This is a genomic window from Dyadobacter sp. LHD-138 (assembly GCF_030929615.1).
Taxonomy (GTDB): Bacteria; Bacteroidota; Bacteroidia; order Cytophagales; family Spirosomataceae; genus Dyadobacter.
Window position 1 is genome coordinate 113,704 of the sequence record NZ_JAVFVU010000012.1, and the last position, 20,720, is coordinate 134,423.

Genomic DNA, 20,720 nt, shown 5'->3' on the forward strand with positions numbered 1-20,720 from the left:
AGAGTTCCCAATTAGCTATTTGGTTTGAAAAGACAATTCAGGTTATCAGCCAAAAGTATACAATGGTGCCGGTTTACTGATATTACCCTGTCCTTCCTATTTTTTTATTTTGATAACAATAAAAAAAGCTGCCGGTCCGAAAGTCTCTAAACACTTTTTCGAACCGACAGCCCGTATATTTTCAATATTGATCAGGTATTAACCACTTATACCCATCGCCCTCAGATGCTCATCCACGCCGTTTAAGTCATGGAACATCACGTCCCTGGCTTTGCTGCCTGTAAAAGGACCCACCACACCAATCAGTTCGAGCTGATCCATAATACGGCCTGCGCGGTTATAACCCAGTTTCATTTTCCGTTGGATCAGCGATGTACTACCTTGCTGATGCGTCACGATCAGACGGGCAGCCTCAGGCAATAACCCATCAAAATCATCCGTATTAACCTCACTTCTGGATTCTGAGCCTTCATCACCTTCATATTCCGGTAATGCGTAGGCTTCATCGTAACCGCGCTGTGAACCAATAAATTCGCAGACATCTTCAATTTCTCTCGTATCAATAAACGGACATTGCAAACGGATCACTTCCGAGTTGATCGCCAAAAGCATATCTCCCTGTCCGACCAGCTGTTCCGCTCCACCCATATCCAGAATCGTCCGGGAATCAATACTGGATGTTACCCGGAAGGATAAACGGGCCGGAAAGTTGGCTTTAATCAAACCTGTAATAACCTTCACCGAAGGACGCTGCGTAGCAACTACCAGGTGAATTCCCACCGCACGCGCAAGCTGCGCCAAACGGGCAATCGGTGTTTCTACCTCTTTGCCGGCCGTCATCATCAAGTCTGCAAGCTCATCGATAACCAGTACGATATAAGGCAGGAAGCGGTGGCCTTTTTCAGGGTTTAACCTGCGCTGGGCAAACTTGGCATTGTATTCTTTCAAGTTTCTTACCGAGGCTTCTTTCAAAAGATCATAACGGGAATCCATTTCGATACATAAAGAATTCAGCGTAAAAATCACCTTTTTAGTATCGGTGATAATGGCCTCATCTGCATTTGGAAGTTTGGCCAGGAAGTGTCTTTCCAGTTTATTGAAAAGCGTCAATTCCACTTTCTTCGGATCCACCAGCACGAATTTCAATTCTGCCGGATGTTTTTTATAAATCAGTGAAGCCAGGATTACGTTCAAACCAACAGATTTACCCTGCCCCGTCGCCCCGGCCATAAGCAAGTGAGGCATTTTTGCCAGATCCGCAATATGAATCTCATTGGAAATTGTTTTTCCGAGCACAATCGGCAGGTCATAGGTTGACTTCTGAAATCTTTCATTCATCAAAACCGAGCGAATAAAGACAGTTTCCCGGTTCTTATTCGGCACCTCAATACCGATCGTACCACGCCCCGGCATCGGTGCTATGATACGGATTCCCAGAGCCGCCAAACTCAACGCAATATCACCTTCGAGGTTTTTGATCTTCGAAATCCGTACACCCGCTTCCGGAATAATTTCATACAGTGTTACCGTTGGCCCAATTGTCGCCTTAATTTTGGATATATTAATTCCGTAACTGCCAAGTGTTTCAACAATCTTGGTTTTATTACTTTCAAGTTCTTCCTGCGTTACTTTTTCATGCTGATTTTCAATCACCTCACTCATCAGCTCGATGGTTGGGAACCGGTACGTCGGCAAATCCAGCATCGGATCATATTGTCCAAACTCCCGGAGAATCGACGCATTAATATCCTCATCTTCCGGAATATCAACCACCTCTACCGCGGTTAAGTGATCCGCAACTTCGAGCTCCAATTCCAGCTCAGGCACCGCATGTACAACCGGGGCAGGAACAAATGGCACGATCGGAGGCGTGGAAGCCAGCTTACTGACCTCTTCCGTATTCAGCACTTCCAGCACATGATTGTTTTTTACAACCGGCTCTTCCTTGATTTCTTCAACCGCAGGGATCAGCTCATCGTCGTAAGTATCGTTAACCACCGAAACATATTCAACCTCTTTAACGACTGTCGGCTCAGTTTCCTGTTCTTTTTCACCCGTAATAACCGGTTCCGAAGCTCCCTCAACGCTGATTTCTTCATCTTCTCCTTTCTCAGGTCTGGCTTGCCATTTGTCCAGCACCGCTTTTGCATCATAAAAATAAATTACAAAAACGAAGAGCGCGAACAATATTGGCAGAATACTACCCCATTTCAGCCAGTCGAACAGCCAGACATTGACCATATAACCAATTCCGCCGGAAACAAAGCTCAGGGTATTTTCAGTATTGCTCATGAGCACCACGTACCCCATCAGCGCGCTTAACCATAACGTAAAAAAGATAACCTCTTTGGTGGCGCGGGTCAGGGGCAATAGTTCTTTCCCAAATGCAATTTTCCATCCGGCAAGAATAGGCACGAAAGGCAGCAGCAGAGCCCCAACACCAAACCAGCGATAGACAAAAATGTGTGAAAATGTTGCACCCAAAACACCAAAAAAGTTACGTGTCTGCCGCCCTGCATCCCGAATGGATTCCTGTCCGAAAGAGTCCACAATACTTTGATCGGCAAGGCCGGTAATGATGTATGACAAAAAAGATACTTCCAGGATGATTCCAGTCATGAGGAAGAAAATCCCCCAGGCCAAAGTGCTTTTAGGGCTTGAAAAAATACTCTCCCAATCCAGAGATAACTGAAAACCTGGTCGTACGCCCTCCTCTGCTTTTGTTCTTTGTGTATTTCCTCGCGGCTTATTTACAGACATTTATCTCAGATCTATTTTTTTATGAATGTATGAAGTGCTTTCTATTTTGTCAATCAGGTCGGCCAATATTTATTTAGCGACCATGGCCTTACAAATCCTTTTTACCAATCCCGGGCCCTCATAAATAAAGCTTGAATAAATCTGCAAAAGTCCTGCACCTGCATTCCGTTTTTCCAGCGCATCCGCCGCAGAGGCAATACCGCCTACGCCAATAACCGGGAAGGCATTTCCGGATCTGTCGCATAGGTAACGAATAACCTCCGTAGCGCGGTATTTCAGCGGCTGCCCGCTAAGTCCGCCAGCCCCAATTTTTTCGAGCGTCTCCTTCGAAGTTTTTAAATCTTTGCGGCTAATCGTTGTGTTCGTAGCGATAACGCCGGCTATTCCGGTTTCCTTGACAATATCAATGATATCGTCAAGCTGACTGAAAGTCAGATCCGGCGCAATTTTCAGGAATATTGGTTTGGGATTAGGTCTTTGTTTATTTCGGATCTGAAGATCGTTAAGCAAAGCCATCAACGGTTCTTTTTCCTGTAAATCACGCAATCCCGGCGTGTTTGGCGAGCTCACATTAACCACGAAATAATCGACAACGTCGAACAGCGTGTTAAAACAACTGATATAATCGCTCAGGGCTTGTTCGTTGGGCGTATCTTTATTTTTACCAATATTGCCCCCAACCAGAATCGATGATTTACGATAACGCAGTTTCGCCGCTGCCACTTCGGCACCTTTGTTGTTAAAACCCATCCGGTTGATCAGTCCTTTATCCTCTTTTACCCGGAACAAACGCGGTTTATCATTTCCCGGCTGCGGACGGGGCGTAACCGTTCCGATTTCTATAAAACCAAATCCCAGGGCTTCCAGCTGGTCTACCATTTCGGCATTTTTGTCAAAACCGGCAGCCAGTCCGATCGGATTCCGGAAACGCAAACCTGCCACTTCCTGAACAAGATCGGGGTGTTCGAAAGTATACATACTTCTCAGCAAAGCAGGAACACCGGGAATTTTAAAAGCGATTTGCAGCATTTCACAAACAAAGTGGTGAACGCGTTCGGCATCGAACCGGAAAAAGATCGGTAAAAGGATATATTTATACATTCTGCAAAAATAGAATGTTTGGGGGGAAGGGAAGGAAGGTGTGGGGGTTTTTATTTTATTATTTCAGAAATCGGGGCGATCAATCCGGAATTGTCTTCAATCTATAACTCCTTCAATAGTTCTTTCAGATATGAATCGATCACAGTTTCCGGGATTCGCTGTAATCTTAAAGTTCTTTTAAAACCTGTTCTAAGGATTTTCTCAGAGATTTCAGATATCTTATTTTACGAATTATCGGGATTTCCCGATAACCTTTTCAGCAAATCATCGATTAACAGAATATCATTCAAATCCTTCGGACGCCGTGCCAAAACTTTACTCTCTCGCAGATCGTTAATATGGAAAAAGTAGATTTTAAACCCGACGGCCGACACAAATTCTCTGGCCCTCTCGCGGCACTCATTGTACTCCATTCTAAAATGTACTGAAGTTAATATATCAATCGGACCTTCTAATCTGACAATCTGCGCCTGAGTAAAGTCTAAGTCTCTGATTCCTTCTATCTCTTCTTCCTCATAATCCAGCGACAATAAAGTGCTGATAAGTTTGTCCTTGTTTTCATTTGTCGGCTCTATCCATATATCAGCATCATTAGTATATCGATGAATTCCGTGCATCGCCAATGCCAATCCGCCGATAAGTAGATATTCGAGATTATTTTCACCGGCAGCCTTAACAAATTTCAAAAATTCGTTATCTTCTAAATCCATCCGGGTTTCGAAATTAAAATACGTTTTTTAGTTTTTCCATCTCGATCAGAAGCAGCATTTTGGATCGAAAATAGGCGATCGTGGAATTTTCTCATTTGAAAAAAGGCCTCAAACCGCTCTTGCAAAGACATTTCAATCCCGATCTGAATTTGATCTGTTTCTAATTCTTCGAAAGTATTATAAATCTTAATCCGCTTTTTCTTTTCCATAACCATCAAATTTGCACTGGATAATTACGTAAATATAACAAAAAAGGCATCCCAATCCGTGAGATGCCTTTTACTAATCCGTTTAACTAGACCTTACTTTTTTTCAGGCCAAACGTATTCAAATTTATCATTGATGGGCGCACCAAAATAGTTTACACTAAGATAATCAAGACGTTTTTTATGTATTTCCATGCGTTTGCTGAAATCGGCAAAATCTTTTTTATCGGTTGGTGTCCAGGCTACCTCCGCCAAAGCAATCGCGCGTGGCCATACCATGTACTCCACATAAGCTGGTGTTTTCATATATTCTGTCCACACATTGCCCTGAACTCCTAAAATGTGTTTTGCTTCGTCGGCAGAAAGTTCTTTCGGCGTTGGGTCGTATGAATAAGACTCGGCCAGATCGGTAAAGCCGCCGATCGCGACAGGCTGCGTTTTCGCGTCCGCCTGATAGTGGTCAAGATAAACGAAATTGTTCGGCGTCATAATTACATCATGACGTTCTTTTGCTGCCGCAATTCCGCCTTCTGTTCCCCGCCAGCTCATCACCGTAGCATTCGGAGAAAGTCCACCTTCCAGGATTTCATCCCAGCCGATCATCCGACGACCTTTTGAGGTGATAAATTTATCAACACGTTTGATCACATAACTTTGCAAGCCATGTTCATCCTTAAGATTTTCCTTTTTGATCAGATCCTGCGCAAAACGGCTCTCCTTCCATTGTGTCTTCGGACATTCGTCACCGCCAATGTGGATGTATTTGCTTGGAAAAAGATCTATCACTTCGGTTAATACATCTTCCAAAAATTTCAAAGTTTCTTCACGAGGCATGTAAACATCGTCATAAACACCCCATTTCGTGCCCACCTCATAGATTTTATCAGGATTGTTCCCCAACTGAGGGTATGCAGCCAAAGCGGCCAAAGCATGTCCTGGCAGTTCAATTTCCGGAATTACATTTACAAAACGATCTTCTGCATATTGAAGCACCTCCTTGATTTCAGCCTGCGTATAAAAGCCGCTATATGGTTTTCCGTCATACTTTTGGTCGCTATAATGTCCCTTCATCGTTTCCTTACGCTTCGAACCTATCGTGGTCAGCTCCGGGTATTTTTTGATCTCAATTCTCCACCCCTGATCTTCTGTCAAATGCCAGTGGAACTGGTTTTGCTTATGCAGCGCAATCAGATCAATATATTTTTTCACAAAATCCAAAGGCATAAAATGACGGCCTACATCCAGCATCAATCCACGATAGGCGTAACGCGGCACATCCTTGATCGTCACATACGGCACTTTCCATTTTACATTGTTAACCACTGCCGGGCTAAAAATCTCAACCGGCAATAATTGCAACAATGACTGAACACCATAAAAAGCTCCTTTGGCCGTCCGGGACTGGATTGTCACACCTTTGGGCGTAACCAGCAAACGGTATCCTTCTTCTCCCAAACTCGCGTCAGAAGAAAGTGTGAAGGTAATATCGCCTTTCCCTTTAACCGTTTTTACAGCATATCCACTGGCCTTATTGATTTGACCAGCCAGCATTTCAGCAACTTTTGTCCACTTCGCATCCGCCGGCGCCCCAATTTTTGTTTTAGCTCCCAGTGTCCATTCACCTTTCGCGACAAGCATCTGTGTCGGTTTAGGAATAATGTTCGGCTGAGCCCCGCTCACGCAGAACCAAAGGGAACACATGATCGTTAACAGAAAATTTTTCATTCAAGTAAGCGTTTAGAATTCATTTATTAAATAATTTTAAAAAGTATGCAATTTAACGCAACAACATTTTAAAATACTACACATTTTAACTTTTTTGTAATTTTATGCAATTAAATTTAAAATTGACCCGTTGATTATATTTGCCACGCGCAATGCTTTATACTTTATGGATCAATTGAGTAGGTGCATTGAAAAAGGTCGAATGAAGTGCAGCTCCTATCCCTAACAACTTTAAAAATTAGTAATGCTCAAAAATTTATTTAATCCTCAACGGCTTCATGTATTCGTCCTATCAGGGTTACTGGTTGCTGGCAGTGGCTTCAATTCTTTCGCTTCCGAAAAGCATGTAAAACAAATCCGTATCGATGGGGGCAAAATGGTCGGCAAGATCGTCGAAGCACCGAAAAATACACCCGTTAGCTTTGCAACCGTTGCCGTGTTAATGGCCAAAGACTCCGCTGTGAGCACAGGTGTCATCACAGACGAAAACGGCATATTTACCATTCCGGATGTTAAGCCAGGAAGTTATATATTGCGTGTGACCAACATGGGTTATGAAACGCTTTTTGTTCCCAATGTCCGTGTTTCTCCTGAATCCAACATTGTTGATCTAGGAACTTTAACCGTCATCGTTTCGGCTCAAAAGCTAAATGAGGTGATTGTCAAGGGAGAAAAAAGTATGATCGTTGAAGACATTGATAAAAAAATGATCAATATCGGAAAAGACATGCTGGCTACGAGTAATAATGTCAGTGATCTTTTGGAAAAAGTACCGGCCGTTTCACTCGACGAAAACGGAAACCCGCAGGTTCGCGGAAAAGGAAATGTGGTGGTACTGATTGACGGAAAACCTTCTTCATTATATGGCAGTGATTTACCCACCATTTTGCAATCCTTCCCGGCCGACTTAATTGAACGCATTGATGTTTCTACGACACCTTCGGCAAAATATGAAGGAGAAGGTGCCTCGGGTGTGATTGATATTATTACCAAAAAGAATAAAATCCGGGGTATTAACGGCAGCGGTCGTGCGAGCCTTGGTCTGAAAGAAAACCACAGCGGTTCGGGAAATGTAAGTTTTCGCGCCGGAAAGCTGGGTATGAATGCATCACTGAACGGACAGATGCGTAATACTTTCTGGAAACGCCGCCTGAACCGCGATAACTTTTTAGGTGACGAACAGTCGCGTTTGGAACAGCGCGGAACCGGCCATAATACAAACAAAAATATGTTCAGCCGGATTGGTGCCAACTATGAAATAGACGATAAAAACTCCGTAGAAGTAGGCGTTAATTATTCCCGCGACCAAAACAGGAACAGTAGTAATTTGTCCAATACCTCTGCATTGCTGACCGGCCCTATGCTTGATCATTTTGAAAGAATCAACCAGAGTAAAGGAAACGGCCATAATGTTAGTACGAGTTTGGATTACCGTCATAAGTTTAATAAAACGGATCAGTTGATCACTTTTACGGCAAACTATTCCCAGGGTGCTTCGGAAGGAAAATCGAAGTACGACCAGGAGAATGACGTGGACAGCCTGAGCCGTTATCAGCAGAATTTCCGCAATAATAACAGCAAATCAGTATTCCTGAATTCGGATTACACCTGGCCTATCACGCCAAAAGCGACGCTGGAAGTTGGATTTCGTACGCGGATCAACTCAAACGATAACACAAACAATTTCTACCTTCAGAATGCTGAAACGGGTAATTTTGAATTTGACAAAAACATCAGTAACATTTTTAATTACAAGAATTCAATTTACTCCGGCTACATGACCTTCTCGAAGAAAACAGATCTTTGGGGTGTAAGAGCAGGGTTAAGACTTACGGATTCCAATCAGCAGATTGATCAGGTGAGCGCCAGCAAAGAATTTGGCGTGCACTTCCTGACCTTGGTACCATCCCTATCCTTGTCCCGAAAACTGGATGAGAATGCCATGTTTAAATTAAATTACAGCCGTCGCGTGCAACGCCCGGAAGCCGATTGGCTTAATCCATACACGGATGTTTCAGATCCAAGAAATATCCAGTCAGGAAACCCCGACCTGCGCCCTGAATTTACGCACAAAGCAGAAATGGCCTATTCGAATTACGAAGAGTCCGGCGGATGGGGACCATCTTTATTTATGGATTATTCCAACAATGCCATTACCCGGATCCGAACGGTTGATGCAGAAGGTATTTCACTGACAAGATATGATAACGTCGGACGTGAAATGTCTTATGGTTTTGAAACAGATTTCTCTCAAAAAATTGGTGATGTATTGAAAATAAACGGAAGCGGCCGGGTTTTCAGAAGTGAAGTCGTGTCCGCTCTGGCCAACATCAACAACCGTACCTGGAGTTATTCCGGCAATTTGAATGCTTTCATTACTTTGCCTATGGATTTCCGTGCCTCTGCTTACGTTAATTACGAAGGCCCTAGAGCCATTGCGCAGGGAACCCGCCAGGGCGTTTTTGTCGCCAATATGGGTATCAGAAAAGATATACTGGAAAAAAAAGCAACACTTTCCTTTAACATCCAGGACATATTTTTGTCCCGTGCCTACAAGAGCCAGCTTGCCACGGATACTTATATCCAGAATTCCTTGTGGCAGCAAACCAACCGTCTGGTCAACCTGACGTTCCAATATCGGTTTGGAAAAATTACCATGAGCGGAGACGAATCCTGATCATCAAGACATTACGAGTTGTTAAAAATAAAGCAGAAAAGGGAATACGGAGCGACACGCTGTATTCCCTTTTCTACTTTAAACCTATTCCCTTTTGCAAAATCTAACCATTGGATTCTGGTTTCGGAATTCTTCTTTTGTACATTGTAAACAAAACATCCTTTAAAATCAATGCAACAGTTTGTAACCTCGGCGGGTATTCCTGAAGACTGGAACAGTTTTTGCAACACCGTATAATAATTATGGTATTTTTACCTTTTTAACCTTAACAGCTAAACAAAACCGGCATACAATAACAAAAACCTGGTTACTTATTTAATCGTTAGCCGTAACCTATTTATAACATTAAACACAATCCCATCACATGAAAAAAATTATTGGAATTTCACTTGCAATACTTCTGTCTGCTTCAATCTCATTCGCTCAGACACGGATTCCGGCTGATACCATCTTTAATAATTATTACAAAGCAACGGGCGGAAAAGCGCTTTGGGAAACGGTGAAAACTTACAGTCTGAAACGCAGCTACGCAGCAGCTGCGGCCGCACCTTACACGTCCGACATTTCCGTTTCGGTTCCGGATAACTCTATTTATAAATCGAAAAACATCATGAACCGCAGCTTTGTGTATACCGTAAAAGGCAACGAGGGCTGGATTAAGGTTCCGCTTGGAAACAAAACAGATGTCAAGGATCTAAGCCAGGCAGAACAAGGCAGCATGCGCTATGAGCTTTATGACGTCCTTGCTCCGTTTATCAACTACCACAACCGTGGATTGATTGCAAGCACCGTGGGCACCGAGACATTGAATGGCGTATCCGTAAATCAGGTTGAATTACAGGGTAAAGATGTAAAATATAACCTTTATTTTGACGCAGCTTCCGGACTTCTCGTTCGTCAGAAACAAACCATGGCCGGTGTAGAAACGGTAACAGATCTGTCCAACTATACCAAATCAAAATTCGGTATCCTTTATCCGGCAAAACTCGTTGAAATTAACAGCAGAGACAGAAAAGCGGTTACAATCACTTCAACTGTTTCAATCAATGAAACAGTGAGTCCCGAGTTATTCAAACGTTAAAAGCGCTCACCGTTCATTTTTATGAGTAACCTACGATCCGGCAGCCGGATCGTAGGTTACTCATAAAAATGTTCTGACCAGTTGTGTACAAAACTTCACCCAGTCTTTTTCTCCGTGGAAATAGCTGGAATAATCATAAAGAATGAAGAAAGCACTTAAAGTAACGGCAATTATCGTACTGACAGTTTTAATTCTGATTGGGGTATTGATATGGGGTATTCAGACTCCCGCCGGGCAAAACTTTCTTACTGCGCAGGCAAATACTTATTTGCGAAAAAAATTAAAAACTAAACTTAATGTTGAGAAAATAAGGTTCGACGTTCCCGACTGGATCGTCCTGGAAGGCGTTTTCTTTGCGGATCAAAAAGGCGATACACTGGTTGCCGGTCAAATGCTGCGTGTCGATCTGGACATGTATTCCCTGTTAAAAGGAAATGTCGGAATCAATAAAATTGAACTGGAAGGTGCTACGGCCAATATTCACCGGACCTTACCCGATACCGTTTTCAACTTCCAGTTTATCGTTGACGCATTTGCCAGCACAAATCCTACCGAACCCGAGGACACCACGGCGAAACCAATGGAAATGCGCCTTGATAAAATTTTATTAAAGCGGGTCCGCCTTTCCTATAAAGATGCGATCATTGGTACCGACGCCGATGCGAACATTGATTCCGCCAACATTCAATTTGATAAATTCAATCCTTCACGATCCCAATATCATCCGACAAAAATTGCGCTTTACAACAGTGGAGCCAGGTTAAGGATGTACGAGGCGCTGGTGAAAGATACCACCACTACCCCATCAAGTCCTTCGGATTCTCTTGATATTAAACTCGGCGATATTGATATCAGCAAATTCAAATGGGAATTTACGGATGAAACTTCCGGCCTGAACAATGGCGTTACCCTGGATCAGTTGCGGGGAAAAATCAATAAAATTTATGTCGCCGGTCAACGTGTAGAGATCGAAAGCATTTTGCTGGATAACATGACAGCCTATGCAGCGTTTGCAAAAAAGGCGGTTTCAAAAACAAGTCCTCCCGATACAAAGACCGACAGTACGGCAACACCGGGCTGGTTTGCCGTTATAAAAGACATCAAGCTGGTTAACAACAACCTGCGCTACGATGACTTCAATTCAAAACCTATCCCCAAAGGACTGGACTATGCACACTTACATGTCAAAAAATTAAATGTTGACCTGAAAGATTTCCTCTTCTCGACAGATAATATCACCGGAAAGCTAAAAGAGGGGTCATTTGAAGAAAAAAGCGGTTTTAAATTGCTCACACTTCGGACGGATTTCGCCTATGGTGCCAAACAAACCTATCTGCGCAAGCTTCTTGTAAAAACGCCAAAAACGGTTATCCGTGACGAATTGACGTTACATTATAACAACCTGGACGACCTGACAAAAAACCTGGCAAATGTCAGAATCCGTCTTAGTTTGAAAGATACAAAAGTGGCTTTTTCGGACCTGCTGCTCCTTGCGCCCGATCTGGCCGCTACGCCTCCATTTAACAAAGAGCCAAACGGATCTGTCCAGGGCTCCGGATTGGTAACAGGCACTTTGAATAACATGCTGATATCAAAAGCACGTTTCAGCATGCTGGGTGGCACCGTTTTAAGCATAAACGGACGCATCCGGGGTTTACCCGATGCCAATAAACTTGCAGCGGATATGACGGTCAACGAAATATCTTCTACAAAGGCTGATCTGTTAAAAATGCTGCCCGACAGCGCCTTACCATCCAGCATTGAATTACCGGAGCAGGTTAAAATTTCGGGAAAAGTGAACGGCTCTATCCAAAACCTGACACTTAACACCACCATTGCCACATCATTTGGAAACGGAACATTTGCAGGAAAACTTGTCAATATTACAGACAGCATCAAAGCCAGCTACGGCGGCACGTTGAGCCTCACTAATTTTGACCTGGGAAAATTGCTGAAACAACCGCCTCAGGAACTTGGTAAACTGACGCTGTCCACACAAGTTGCCGGCACTGGCTACACCGCTTCCCGAATGAAGGCTAATCTGGACGGAACCATCCAAAGCGCCGATATCAAAGGATATGTTTATAATAACCTGGCGCTTAAAGGTGATATCGATCACGGATTGGCCAATGTTTCGGCGAATATGAAAGACGACAACATTGGCATTGCCCTAAACGGACAGGTCGATCTTTCCAAGGAATTCCCGAGCGTTAAAGGTGAAGCGACCATTGATCACATGGACTTAACGACTTTGAACCTTTATTCGGATTCGTTGCAGGTGAAGGGAAATTTGAAAGTTGATATGCTGTCTACCAACCCGGAAAACCCGCTTGGTACGATTACCGTTAACGATCTGGTACTGACACACCACAAAAAACCGGTTACCATATCCGACCTCACAGTACAACTGAGCGATACGGCAGGGAATAAGAGAGCAGTCATTACTTCGCCATTTTTAAACGCAAAAATGGAGGGAGACTTTGTTTATACAGAAATTGCAGATGCAGTTTTCACCGAAACGAGTAAGCACTTCGCCATTCCGGGGATGACTTATAAACCAGTCACCAAGCCAGTCAATTTTACGCTGGACGCAAGTGTATCGAATCACCCGGTTTTCAAAATTTTCGCGCCGCAGCTTACAGAACTTAAACCCGTTCAGCTGCATGCCAAACTGAATAACCAGACCGATTCATCTATCGTTGCTAATCTTAATATTCCTTTGGTGGAATACGACAGCATTCACGCCGAAAGAGTATTGGTCAAGCTGAGCAATGTTAAAGAGAAAGCCGTGATGACGGCCAATGTCGGCAGTGTGCAAACAGGCGGATTTCGGGTTCAGAATGCATCGCTTAAAACCGATATCGCCAACAATGATGCCAAATTTAATTTCATCGTTAAAGATTCAGTCAACACGGATCGCCACGGTATAAATGGAAATCTGGCATTGGTAGATAACCGTTATCAGTTACGCCTGCGTGAAGGATTGTTGATTGACTACCGCAAATGGTCAACTGATAGCGAGGGATACATTCAATATGCGCCCGATAGTGTATGGGTTAAAAGCTTTGTCATCCGCCAGGATTATCAGTCTTTATCCATCAATTCATCGACCGATGAACCAAATAGTCCGCTGGATATCACGGCAGACAGCATCGCCATCGGACCTTTCGCTGCACTGGTAACGCGCGATTCCACGATGGCTTCCGGTACATTAAGCGGCAATATTAAGCTCAGCAATTACATGACCTCCCCGGTTTATACCGGCCGTCTGGACATCAATAGTTTTGCTTTGATGAAAATACCAATCGGAAATCTGGCGATCCGTTCAACCAATGAAACAGAAGACAGAATCCGCGTGGGCGTCTCTTTGACCAGTGATAAAAACGACATGCGGCTTTACGGGAGCTACCGGTTAAAGGAAGAGCAGCCGTTGAATTTCACGCTGGACATGAAAAAATTCGGGGCTGAAACCATCGAGGCATTCAGTTTTGGGCAGTTGAAAAATGCCCATGGCAATCTTTCGGGCAAGGTCGCGATTACCGGTTCCACGGATAGTCCAAGATTAAATGGTGACATAAATTTTGACGACGTTGCGTTCAATGTAACACAGCTGGGTGCTCGTTATGCATTAACCAATCAAAAATTACAATTTGCTGATCAGCGCATCAATTTCAACAATTTCATCGTTGCTGATTCCCTGAAACAACCGTTAAAAATCAACGGAAATGTCAACCTGGCCACTATCCCGGACGTTGGTTACGACCTTAAAATTGACACCAAAAATTTCACAGTTCTTGACGCGACGCAAAAACAAAACAACCTCTTTTTTGGGAAGGCGATTATTGATGCAAATCTTACTGTAAAAGGAAAAGGCAGCAATTCCATCATCGATGGCAATGTAAAACTGGATCCCCAAAGCAATATTACCGTTGTGATGTCCGATGATGCCACCGAAGCGGGCGATGCGAGTAAAGGCGTTATCGAATTTATTGACATGAGCGATTCCACACAGCTTGCAAAAATCGATTCTGTTGACGCGTCAAAACAAATCATTGTTGATTTTGCTTCACAAATATCGCTGGATATTGATGTAGATGATAAATCGCAGTTTACTGTGGTGATAGATGAACTGAATGGTGATAACATCAAATTGAAAGGGAATGCCAAGTTAAATACGGGAATAGCGCCAAACGGCCAGTTGTATCTGATCGGGGCCTATGATTTAACCCAGGGCTCGTATGATTTAACGCTTCAAATTCTAAAAAGACAATTTGAAATTCAAAAAGGCAGTACGCTGATCTGGACAGGCGACCCGATGAAGGCTGATCTTAACATTACGGCTGCTTATGAAGTAATGGTAGATCCCGGCACAGTGGACAGCAAATACAAGGGTGACCGGAAGATCCCGATAGCGGTTCAGATCGTTATTACAGGCAATTTATCTACCCCGAATATTACATTTAATGTGGTTCCCGGGGAGTCAGTTTCGCAAACGGTCAAAAGTGACATTACCGCCCAAACGTTTTGGTCCGACATGCAAAACAACCCTTCCGAGATGAACAAACAGGCATTTGCCCTGCTTATAACCAATAAATTTATCACTGACCAGAGTTCCTCCGGGTTCTTGTCAGGTGTAAGCGCCGAAGCTATTGCACGCCAAAGTGTGAGCCAGCTGTTAAGTGATCAATTGAATAACCTGGCCGGCGATCTGGTAAAAGGCGTTAACCTGGATCTAAACCTGAATTCCACAACCGATCAGAGTGCCGGCGCAAGAACTGACCTGAATGTTGGATTGAGCAAAGCATTTCTGGGCGACCGGCTGAAAATTTCTGTGGGTAAAAACTTTGAGCTGGAAAGTAAATCGCAGACACCAAGTTCATCAGAAGTATTCGACAATATTGCCCTTGATTATTCCCTTAGTAAAGATGGACGGTATCTGTTCCGGGCATACAGAAAAAACCAGTACCAGTCCATTCTGGAAGGATTTATCATTGAAACAGGTGTCAGTTTTATTATAACGGCAGATTACGATCTGTTCCGTGAAATTTTTCAAAAGAAAAAAAATGAGAATTAGTGCATTCGCCATCTTTGTGATATGTATACTGTTGGGCGGCTGCTCAGTAAGAAAATATGTCCCGGCTGGCCAAAGCCTGTACGTTGGGAATAGTGTAAAAGTAACGCCTGATTCGCTTTCAAAGCCGGATGTGACTGGTTTGTCAGAAAGCCTGGAAGGTATTGTCAAGCCACCGCCAAATAAAACCATCTTTGGATTCCCTTGGAAAGTATGGTTTTACTACTGGATCGGCGAACCAAAAGATGAGGGAGGATTACGGAGCTGGTTTCGTAAAAAACTGGGACAATCGCCTGTTTTTGCTACACAGCGTGTGATTGATATTAATGCCGCCAACATGGTTGGACTCATGGACAACGAAGGCTATTACAGGTCTTCGGCAAAGGGGAAGTTAAACGCTAATCCTAAAAAAAGGACCGCAAAGGCCGAATACGAAGCGTACGTAATGCCAAGGTACTTTATTAATCAGGTCAATTTTGTCGTAAAAGACAGCGCACAATTTAATAAAGACCTGATTTTTTCTAAAAAGGACACCTATCTGAGAAAAGGTGATCCGATCCGGCTTGATGTGGTTACCGCTGAACGCTCCCGTATTGAGCAGCAATTAAAAGGAAAAGGATATTATTATTTCAATCCGGATCAATTAATTGTCCGGGTCGATTCAACGATCGGAAAACAGGATTCAACACTGGCCCGCCAACAGGTGAATTTATATTTAGAAGTAAAAAAAGAAACGGCACAAACCGCATTAAAACAATATTATATCAATAAAATTTTTGTCAACACAGGTACCAGTCAGGATAAAAGTGCAGACAGTGCATCCAACAAAGGGCGCATAAGAAGGGGGTTAACAATTAACGACCCAGGCAAACTTTATAAACGGCGGATTTTCTATGATGCAATCGGATTCAGACACGGGGTTTTGTATACAAATACCATGCAGGATATCTCGGTGACCAGGCTGGTTAATCTTCAAAATTTCAAGTTTGTAAAAAACAGCTTTGAGCTGGTCCCAAGGTCAGATTCAGCGTTGTTAAATGTCTATTACAACCTTGCTCCCCTAAAAAAGAAATCGCTGCAAACGGTTTTAAGTGCAAGTACAAAGTCTAACAACCTTGGCGGCTCACAGATCACCGTTAACCTAAAAAACAGAAATTTCTTCCGTGGCGGAGAAATTTTAACACTGAGTCCATATTTCGGGTTTGACGTCCAGCTAGGCGGCAACCGGGTGGAAAATCCAAACAAAGTTGGAAATGAGTATACCCGATACGGAGCCTCTGCCAGTCTTTCTATCCCGCGGTTCATTATTCCATTTTTGAAAATACGCCCGGAAAAAAGCCAGCTTTTACCAAAAACCATTCTGGCACTCACTTACGAGAACAGAATACAGAAAGATTTTTACACGACAAGATCCATTCGTTTTGACTGGTCTTACGTCTGGAGTAAAAACGCTCGTCTGGAACATACGCTTACACCCATTGCACTCAACCTGGTGGAACCGCTAAATGTAAATTATGAGCGCTACGTAAACATCATTACGAACCCGAATACGAATCCTTTGGATGCTAAACGGTATATCAAGTTAGTTGAGACAAGTTATTTTATAGCGGGTTCCAATTACAGCGTGTCGTTCAGACCAACACCCAAACCATTTAGTAAGAACCAGTTTGTGATTATTGGAGGCGTTGATTATGGTGGAAATCTGCTAAGTTTATTTGGTAAAAGAAATAAACAAGACACACTAAAAACTGAGGCAAAAGAAATTTTCAATGTCCCGATTTTACAATTTGTCAAATTGGATGGAGATGTTCGTTATTACAGAACCATCAATTCGAAAATCAAATGGGCTAACCGGTTTGTGGCAGGCGTAGGAATTCCGTTCGGAAATTCTAAAACGATGCAGCTTCCCACATTTAAACAGTATTTCGCGGGCGGAAGCACCGGACTTCGCGCGTTCAGAGCCCGGGCTCTTGGTCCGGGGGCTTATAATCCGGACACCGCATCAGTCAATCTTTTCGGATACAATGCTTTTGGCGATATCAGACTGGAAGTCAATTCAGAAGTTCGGATGAAATTTACTGATATCCTTAACGGAGCGATTTTTGTCGACGCGGGTAATATCTGGTCCTATCGGGGCAATGCTTTTGAGGGCTACGGTGCCGAATCCGTTTTCAAGAAAAGTTTCCTGAATCAGATTGCCGTAGGCGGAGGAATTGGGTTACGTATGGATTTCTCCTTTTTGGTTTTCCGTCTCGACCTGGCAACGCCCTTCAGAAAACCCTGGTATACGGTCACTCCGGTTGACGTAGATCCGAACGCGCCATTTGACCCGGATGCTCCCGTCAAATATAAAAACCCATGGGTATTTAAAGAGATTAATTTTGGAAGCAAGGCGTGGAGAAAAGAAAACCTTGTGCTGAATATTGCCGTTGGACTTCCATTTTAAATATTATCCGGTAGCAGGTTTGCCAACAAAACCCTGCTACCGGATTTCCTGACAAAGCTCGATCAGCATCCCATTTGTCCCCTTCGGATGCAAAAAACAAACAAGCTTATTATCTGCGCCGGGTTTGGGTTTTTCGTTTAAAAGTACAAATCCTTCTGCTTTCAACCGCTCCATTTCAGCCAGAATATCGTCAACTTCAAAGGCAATGTGGTGAAAGCCCTCTCCTTTTTTCTCAATAAATTTAGCAATCGCACTGTTGGGATCGGTTGCTTCCAGCAGCTCTATTTTGGTCTCGTTAATCTTAAAGAAAGAGGTCTCCACAAACTCGGACGCAATCGTCTCCCGTTTATAGGGCTGGCTGTTAAATAAAGAACTGAACAGCTTTTCAGCAGCCTCAATATCTTTTACAGCAATCCCGATGTGTTCAACATTCTTCATCTCCTCAGTGCTCATTTTAATCTGAAACCTATTTACGGTTATCGCTTCCGCCAACCATACTCAAATAACTCTCGTACCGGCTAAAAGCAATTTCACCACCACTTACGGCATCCTTTACCGCACAACCCGGTTCATTGATATGTTGGCAATTGTTAAAGCGGCACTGATTCAATAACTCGCGCATTTCGGGAAAATAATGGCTGATCTCCTCGGGTTTGATGTCGGCCAGACCAAGTTCCTTGATACCCGGCGAATCGATAATAAACATGCCGGGTGCGAGTTCAAACATTTCCGCAAATGTCGTGGTGTGCACGCCTTTGTTGGCAAATGTTGAAACCTCCTGTGTTTTAATATCGAGATCCGGAGCAATAGAATTAACCAGGGTGGATTTCCCAACCCCTGAGTGCCCCGACAGAAGAGACACCTTCCCTTTTAACAATTCTCTAAAATCTTCCAATCCTTCCCCCGTTACAGCCGTTGTAGCCAGGCAGGTATAACCCAAACCGGTATACAACTCCATCAATTCCGCTTGAAAATCCTTGATTTCATCATTCAATAAATCCTGTTTGTTAAAAATGATAACACCCGGAATCCGGAAAGACTCGATGGCAACGAGAAATCTGTCCATAAAACCCAGTGAGGTGCGCGGAAATACCAGCGTAGCAATCAGAATGGCCTGGTCCACATTGGCGGCAATCAGGTGTGCGTGGGCCGTTTTATGCACAGAACGTCGCACAACGTAATTTACCCGCGGAAGAATTTCAAATATAATGCCTGAATTTTCATTTTCATCTTCTATTTCAAAACGCACAAAATCCCCCACAGCGATCGGATTTGTCACTTTTAAACCCATCGTTTTAAATTTCCCCTTCAACCTGCATTGCCAGATATGCCCATCCCTGTCATCCCTTACTTCATACCACGACCCGGTCGAGCGAATCACTAATCCTTTTTCAAACTCCATTCGAACTTTCAATATCATTATGTAGTAACGAATATAACAGAACTTTTAGGCTTGTTTGATGTGATATTGAAATAATTGCAAAAAGAGACTTTCCGGTTAAGTAGTTTTTTTGTCGATGTCGTCTTTACTTACTATATGGGTTTACCGGAAAGAGATTGAAAATAATATATTAATTTTTTTTAATAAAAAACACTTTCTTAATATATTATTTTATATATTAGTCCCAGACTATCATTTTTATTGGCCAATAACGGTTTTTGCCATTATTGCCACATGATTAAATTAAGCTATGAATTCCGCTGTTGAAGAGCCAAATTCCGTTATTGACATTAGAAAAAACCGTCTTCGGAGTAATCTTTTATTAGAATTATACCAGTCCGGAGATACCTCCATTAACAAAATGGCCCGCTTGTTCCATGCCAGCATACCTTCTGCAACGGGTATTGTGAACGAGCTTATCCGTGAAGGCTGGATCTCTGAAACCGGCACAGGCCCCGCCCGCGCAGGTCGCCCGCCAGTGTTATACGGACTAAACAGCAAAAAGTATCTTACGCTGATCATGGATATCAACCGCCATGACACACATCTGGTTATTTTTGACTTGCACAATCAGATCATCGTGAAGCGCAAAGTCGATATTCGGCTGGATGATTCGGCAACTTTTCTTGAAGAACTGTTCAAAGAGACTGATAATTTCTTAAAATTCCATGATATCCCGCGTGACAAGTTGTGGGGAATCGGTGTTTCCATGCCTGGTTTGATCAATGCAAAGCAAGGTGTGAATCTTACCTACCTGAATCTGACACCTCCCGGAGTTCCGCTGGTTTCCCATTTAAAGAAAAACTTTCAGCTTCCGGTTTGTCTTTGCAATGATACCAAAGCAACAACCATAGGCGAGCATCGTTTCGGCTATGCGGTCAATAAGTCCCAGGTTTTAACGATTAATATTGACTGGGGCGTCGGTCTGGGCATTTTGCTGAATGGAGAAGTTTTCAACGGTGCTTCCGGATTTGCAGGAGAACTGGGCCATATTCAGGTAAAACCGGATGGTTTACTTTGCCATTGCGGTAAAATCGGCTGTCTGGATACCATCACTTCCGCGATGGCGTTAATTCGTCAGGCCAAGGAAGGCATAACGAATGGGCGCGCTACAATTCTTTCCCAGCTCGTTAATCATGATCTGGATTTACTCGACACGAGCCATATCATTGAAGCGGTACATGCGGGTGATGAATTCTCGATCGACTTATTGAGTACCGTAGGTACTGAACTGGGCAAAGGCCTGGCTACGGCAGTTCATCTTTTCAATCCCGAAGTTATAATTGTAGGTGGTTTGTTAGCCGAAGCCGGTCCGTTTATTTCAAACCCGATCGAGCAGGCCATCAATAAATATTGTCTTTCCGATTTTAAGAATACACTTTCTTTGCACATTTCAAAACTAGGCCCCAAAGCGAGATTGCTGGGTACTCAGGCTCATTTGTTTGAACATCTGATCGTTAAAGAGTTTACCTGACCCATATAAAAACGAAGCCGTTCATGAT

General features: G+C 43.4%; 12 protein-coding genes. 5 read left to right on the top strand and 7 right to left on the bottom strand.

The window, feature by feature from the left end:
- Positions 1-198: 198 nt before the first annotated feature.
- From RB622_RS11170 to RB622_RS11190, 5 genes are all read right to left on the bottom strand, one after another.
- Positions 199-2,760 carry a DNA translocase FtsK gene (locus RB622_RS11170; protein WP_308046628.1) on the bottom strand — a complete coding sequence of 854 codons (2,562 nt, stop codon included), beginning with the start codon at positions 2,758-2,760 and terminating at the stop codon, positions 199-201.
- 69 nt (positions 2,761-2,829) lie between these two features.
- Positions 2,830-3,861 carry a quinone-dependent dihydroorotate dehydrogenase gene (locus RB622_RS11175; protein WP_308046629.1) on the bottom strand — a complete coding sequence of 344 codons (1,032 nt, stop codon included), beginning with the start codon at positions 3,859-3,861 and terminating at the stop codon, positions 2,830-2,832.
- Between the two features lie 224 nt (positions 3,862-4,085).
- A complete protein-coding gene (locus RB622_RS11180; RefSeq protein ID WP_308046630.1) occupies positions 4,086-4,571 on the bottom strand; it encodes a DUF6036 family nucleotidyltransferase in 486 nt (161 codons plus the stop codon).
- Positions 4,562-4,780: a hypothetical protein gene (locus RB622_RS11185; RefSeq protein WP_308046631.1), complete on the bottom strand. Its 219-nt coding sequence runs from the start codon at positions 4,778-4,780 to the stop codon at positions 4,562-4,564. The genes RB622_RS11180 and RB622_RS11185 overlap by 10 nt, the downstream gene beginning before the upstream one ends.
- Positions 4,781-4,873: 93 nt before the next feature.
- A complete protein-coding gene (locus tag RB622_RS11190; protein ID WP_409021422.1) occupies positions 4,874-6,478 on the bottom strand; it encodes a beta-N-acetylhexosaminidase in 1,605 nt (534 codons plus the stop codon).
- A gap of 268 nt (positions 6,479-6,746) precedes the next feature.
- Between RB622_RS11190 and RB622_RS11195 the strand changes: the two genes are divergently transcribed.
- From RB622_RS11195 to RB622_RS11210, 4 genes are all read left to right on the top strand, one after another.
- Positions 6,747-9,179, top strand: a complete 2,433-nt coding sequence (locus RB622_RS11195) for a TonB-dependent receptor domain-containing protein (RefSeq protein ID WP_308046633.1) — start codon at positions 6,747-6,749, stop codon at positions 9,177-9,179.
- 364 nt (positions 9,180-9,543) lie between these two features.
- On the top strand, positions 9,544-10,260 hold the full coding sequence (locus RB622_RS11200) for a hypothetical protein (protein ID WP_308046634.1): 717 nt from the start codon (positions 9,544-9,546) through the stop codon (positions 10,258-10,260).
- Positions 10,261-10,402: 142 nt separating this feature from the next.
- Positions 10,403-15,334 (top strand): translocation/assembly module TamB domain-containing protein, encoded by a 4,932-nt coding sequence (locus RB622_RS11205; protein ID WP_308046635.1) that lies wholly within the window; start codon positions 10,403-10,405, stop codon positions 15,332-15,334.
- Positions 15,324-17,777, top strand: coding sequence for a BamA/TamA family outer membrane protein (locus tag RB622_RS11210; RefSeq protein WP_308046636.1), 2,454 nt, complete (start codon positions 15,324-15,326; stop codon positions 17,775-17,777). Before RB622_RS11205 ends, RB622_RS11210 begins: the two co-directional genes overlap by 11 nt.
- 36 nt (positions 17,778-17,813) lie before the next feature.
- Here the strand turns inward: RB622_RS11210 and mce are convergent, their stop codons facing one another.
- Together mce and rsgA are read right to left on the bottom strand one after the other, a co-directional pair.
- Positions 17,814-18,215, bottom strand: coding sequence for a methylmalonyl-CoA epimerase (gene mce, locus RB622_RS11215; RefSeq protein ID WP_308046637.1), 402 nt, complete (start codon positions 18,213-18,215; stop codon positions 17,814-17,816).
- Positions 18,216-18,243: 28 nt separating this feature from the next.
- The gene (rsgA, locus tag RB622_RS11220; protein WP_308046638.1) at positions 18,244-19,179 is read right to left on the bottom strand and encodes a ribosome small subunit-dependent GTPase A; all 936 of its coding nucleotides are present in this window, start codon (positions 19,177-19,179) and stop codon (positions 18,244-18,246) included.
- A 289-nt stretch (positions 19,180-19,468) separates the two neighbouring features.
- Here rsgA and RB622_RS11225 point away from each other — a divergent pair, with 289 nt between their 5' ends.
- Positions 19,469-20,692, top strand: a complete 1,224-nt coding sequence (locus RB622_RS11225; protein WP_308046639.1) for an ROK family transcriptional regulator — start codon at positions 19,469-19,471, stop codon at positions 20,690-20,692.
- Positions 20,693-20,720: the final 28 nt, after the last annotated feature.

Excerpts from the sequence above, each read along its gene's own strand:
- RB622_RS11175 (WP_308046629.1), bottom strand. The coding sequence starts at position 3,861 with ATGTATAAATATATCCTTTTACCGATCTTTTTCCGGTTCGATGCCGAA.
- rsgA (WP_308046638.1), bottom strand. The coding sequence starts at position 19,179 with ATGGAGTTTGAAAAAGGATTAGTGATTCGCTCGACCGGGTCGTGGTAT.
- mce (WP_308046637.1), bottom strand. The coding sequence starts at position 18,215 with ATGAAGAATGTTGAACACATCGGGATTGCTGTAAAAGATATTGAGGCT.
- RB622_RS11200 (WP_308046634.1), top strand. The coding sequence starts at position 9,544 with ATGAAAAAAATTATTGGAATTTCACTTGCAATACTTCTGTCTGCTTCA.
- RB622_RS11185 (WP_308046631.1), bottom strand. The coding sequence starts at position 4,780 with ATGGAAAAGAAAAAGCGGATTAAGATTTATAATACTTTCGAAGAATTA.
- RB622_RS11170 (WP_308046628.1), bottom strand. The coding sequence starts at position 2,760 with ATGTCTGTAAATAAGCCGCGAGGAAATACACAAAGAACAAAAGCAGAG.
- RB622_RS11210 (WP_308046636.1), top strand. The coding sequence starts at position 15,324 with ATGAGAATTAGTGCATTCGCCATCTTTGTGATATGTATACTGTTGGGC.
- RB622_RS11225 (WP_308046639.1), top strand. The coding sequence starts at position 19,469 with ATGAATTCCGCTGTTGAAGAGCCAAATTCCGTTATTGACATTAGAAAA.
- RB622_RS11205 (WP_308046635.1), top strand. The coding sequence starts at position 10,403 with ATGAAGAAAGCACTTAAAGTAACGGCAATTATCGTACTGACAGTTTTA.
- RB622_RS11195 (WP_308046633.1), top strand. The coding sequence starts at position 6,747 with ATGCTCAAAAATTTATTTAATCCTCAACGGCTTCATGTATTCGTCCTA.
- RB622_RS11190 (WP_409021422.1), bottom strand. The coding sequence starts at position 6,478 with ATGTGTTCCCTTTGGTTCTGCGTGAGCGGGGCTCAGCCGAACATTATT.
- RB622_RS11180 (WP_308046630.1), bottom strand. The coding sequence starts at position 4,571 with ATGGATTTAGAAGATAACGAATTTTTGAAATTTGTTAAGGCTGCCGGT.